3 protein-coding genes are annotated in these 3,287 nt (G+C 75.6%); 1 reads left to right on the top strand and 2 read right to left on the bottom strand.

What is annotated here, in order from left to right; translation table 11 throughout:
• The coding region (locus AOK18_RS20760; protein WP_240503257.1) for an FGGY family carbohydrate kinase at positions 1-343 on the bottom strand (343 nt) is incomplete at its 3' end.
• Between the two features lie 114 nt (positions 344-457).
• On the opposite strand from AOK18_RS20760, the gene xylA reads away from it, so the two are divergent.
• On the top strand, positions 458-1,624 hold the full coding sequence (gene xylA, locus AOK18_RS20755) for a xylose isomerase (protein WP_055571638.1): 1,167 nt from the start codon (positions 458-460) through the stop codon (positions 1,622-1,624).
• 86 nt (positions 1,625-1,710) lie between these two features.
• On the opposite strand, the gene AOK18_RS20750 is transcribed toward xylA, so the two are convergent.
• The gene (locus AOK18_RS20750; protein ID WP_420865633.1) at positions 1,711-3,150 is read right to left on the bottom strand and encodes an SWF or SNF family helicase; all 1,440 of its coding nucleotides are present in this window, start codon (positions 3,148-3,150) and stop codon (positions 1,711-1,713) included.
• Between the last annotated feature and the right edge of the window lie 137 nt (positions 3,151-3,287).

Genomic DNA, 3,287 nt, shown 5'->3' with positions numbered 1-3,287 from the left:
CCTCGGTCAGCCGGTGCGCCTGGGGCGCGGAGCGCACGTCGTTCCACAGCAGCGCGGGGCGCACCGGCTCGCCGTGGGCGTCCAGGGTGACCAGCCCGTGCTGCTGGCCGCCGATCGACACCGCGGCGGCCTCGTGCGCCGCCTGGCCGCACTGGCGCAGGGCCTGGGTCAGGGCGTCCCACCACTGGCGCGGATCGCTTTCCCGGCCCGCCCCCGAGGTCACCGTGTGCGGTGCCTGGCCGCTCGCCACGACCCGCCCGGTGGCCGCGTCGACGACCAGCGCCTTGGTGGACTGGGTGGACGTGTCCACGCCGACCACGAGCGGACCCTCGGCTGCTGACATCGGTTTCTCCCTCTAGCGCGGCTCGGCGGGCTGACCATCTTCCCAGAGATGTTGCTGCATACTAATTTGTAAATCGCCATGACGAAATACCCTCATCGAGCAAGGAGCCGCGGCATGAACTACCAGCCCACCCCCGAGGACAGGTTCACCTTCGGCCTGTGGACCGTCGGCTGGCAGGGACGGGACCCGTTCGGCGACGCCACCCGACGCGCCCTCGACCCGGTCGAGTCGGTGCAGCGCCTGTCCGAGCTGGGCGCCCACGGCGTCACCTTCCACGACGACGACCTGATCCCGTTCGGCTCGAGCGACAGCGAGCGCGAGGGACACATCAAGCGGTTCCGGCAGGCGCTGGACTCCACCGGCATGAAGGTGCCGATGGCGACGACCAACCTGTTCACCCACCCGGTGTTCAAGGACGGCGCGTTCACCGCCAACGACCGCGACGTGCGCCGCTACGCGCTGCGCAAGACCATCCGCAACATCGACCTCGCGGTCGAGCTCGGCGCCGAGGTGTACGTGGCCTGGGGCGGCCGCGAGGGCGCCGAGTCCGGTGCCGCCAAGGACGTGCGGGTCGCCCTGGACCGGATGAAGGAGGCCTTCGACCTGCTCGGCGAGTACGTCACCTCCCAGGGCTACGACCTCCGCTTCGCCATCGAGCCCAAGCCGAACGAGCCGCGCGGCGACATCCTGCTGCCGACCGTCGGCCACGCCCTGGCGTTCATCGAGCGCCTGGAGCGGCCCGAGCTGTACGGCGTCAACCCCGAGGTCGGCCACGAGCAGATGGCCGGGCTGAACTTCCCGCACGGCATCGCCCAGGCGCTGTGGGCGGGCAAGCTGTTCCACATCGACCTCAACGGCCAGTCCGGCATCAAGTACGACCAGGACCTCCGGTTCGGCGCCGGTGACCTGCGCGCCGCGTTCTGGCTGGTGGACCTGCTGGAGTCGGCCGGCTACAGCGGCCCGAAGCACTTCGACTTCAAGCCGCCGCGGACCGAGGACCTCGACGGGGTGTGGGCCTCGGCGGCCGGCTGCATGCGCAACTACCTCATCCTGAAGGAGCGCGCCGCCGCCTTCCGTTCCGACCCCGAGGTGCAGGAGGCGCTGCGCGCGGCCCGCCTGGACCAGCTCGCCGAGCCCACGGCGGCCGACGGCCTCCAGGCCCTGCTCGGCGACCGGTCCGCCTTCGAGGACTTCGACGCCGAGGCCGCCGCCGCGCGCGGGATGGGCTTCGAGCGCCTCGACCAGCTGGCGATGGACCACCTGCTGGGCGCCCGGGGCTGAGTCCCCCGGCACCGGAACCCCCGGGGACCCGCCCGGGGGTCCGGGCGGGGCGCGGCACGGCAGGCGCGGCGGTACCCGCGGGAGGGCTACGTCCCGCGGGGCCGCCCCGCCACCGCGTCCGTCCACGGGTCCGCCTCCGCGTGCGTCCCGGCCTCCGCGCGCGCCTCCGCCTCCGCCGCGGCCAGGGCCGCCGCCGGGTCCCGGGCGGCGTCTCCGGCCGGGACCCAGCGGCCGCGCTCCTTGCGGTACGGCCACCAGCGGCCGTCGCGCCCGAGCCGCAGCTGGACCCGTCCGCCGTCGAGGGTCCAGCGGTTGGCGCGGGCCCGGAGCACCGGCCGCTCGGCCTCGTCGCTCTCGGCCCAGGCCGACTCGAGGGCGGACCGCGCGCGTGCGAGGGCCACGGCGTCCGCCGACCACTCCTCGTCGAGCACGGCCAACGCCGCCGCGCCGCCCCGCTGCCAGGCCCGTACCGCCACCGCCAGACCTTCCCGGCCGCGGCCCGAACCGTCGGCGAGCCGGGCCGCCACGGTGCGCGGGGGCCCACCGGCGGCCAGCCGCACCGCGTCGTCCCGCACGCCCGCCGGTTCCGGCACCGCCGGGCGCCGCCCGTGCCCTTCCCGGAGCGCCTCCGCCAGCAGGCGGTGGGCCCGCACGGCGGTCCGCGCGGCGAGGAACTCCAGGGCGGACGGGTCGACTCCGGCGGCGGGCGGCTCGTCCGTGTCCAGGGACGGCGGCACCCCCGGTTCCGCGGGAAGCGGGGGGACACCGGGCAGCGCGGGCCGGATGCCGCCCGCCGCGAACGCCTCGGCCGCGTCCACCCCCTCCGGCCGCGACGGCTTCCCGGCGGCGGCCGGCGGCCCGCCGCGCGACTGGAGCGCGTCCAGCAGGGCGCGTTCACCGCGTCCCCGCACCAGGAGCAGGACGAACGGGTCGTGGTCCAGCAGCCGGGCCACCTGGTAGCAGAGCGCCGCCGTGTGACCGCAGTGGTCCCACGCCCCGCAGTCGCACTCCGGCTCCAGGTCGCCGAGGCCCGGCAGCAGTTCGACCCCGGCCAGCTCCGCGTCCTCCACCAGGTGCGGCGGCATCTCCCGGTCGAGCAGCGCCGCCACGTGCCCGGCCCGCTCGACGGCCATGTCCAGGAAGCGGTCCCACTGTCCGCCGGACAGTTCCTGCAGCAGCACGTCCGCGCGGTGCGCCGTGCGGTCACGGTCCTGGACGACGGCCGTGATCCGCCCCGGCCGTACGGACACGGCGCCGACCGCTCCCGCGCGCGCGAGCCGGCGGCCCGCCTTGAGCTGCCGGTCGTCCAGGGCCGTGCCCTCCAGCGCCGTCAGCCACGCCCGGCCCCACCAGGTCTGCGCGAAACCACGTCCCCGCGCGGGGGGCAGCGCGGCGAACGTCCGCTCCGCGCCGGCCCGCTCCGGGCCGGCCCCGTCCGGGCCGGGTCCCCTCACGGAGACTCCCTCAGGTTCGTACCACTCATCCGGACCTTCCCCTTCCGTCCCGTCCGCCTCGTACCCGGTCATCGCGGCTCTCCCCGCAGTGCCACCAGATCCGCCAGTTCCGCGTCCGTCAGCTCCGTGAGCGCCGCCTCACCGGAACCGAGCACCGCGTCCGCCAGCTCCCGCTTGCGGACCAGCAGAGCGGCGATGCGGTCCTCGAT

This window comes from Streptomyces prasinopilosus (genome assembly GCF_001419695.1).
In the GTDB taxonomy this organism is placed as follows: domain Bacteria; phylum Actinomycetota; class Actinomycetes; order Streptomycetales; family Streptomycetaceae; genus Streptomyces; species Streptomyces prasinopilosus.
The sequence above is the reverse complement of the archived record's forward strand: the minus strand, read 5'-3'. Positions and strand labels throughout refer to the sequence as shown.

Excerpts from the sequence above, each read along its gene's own strand:
- xylA (WP_055571638.1), top strand. The coding sequence starts at position 458 with ATGAACTACCAGCCCACCCCCGAGGACAGGTTCACCTTCGGCCTGTGG.
- AOK18_RS20750 (WP_420865633.1), bottom strand. The coding sequence starts at position 3,150 with ATGACCGGGTACGAGGCGGACGGGACGGAAGGGGAAGGTCCGGATGAG.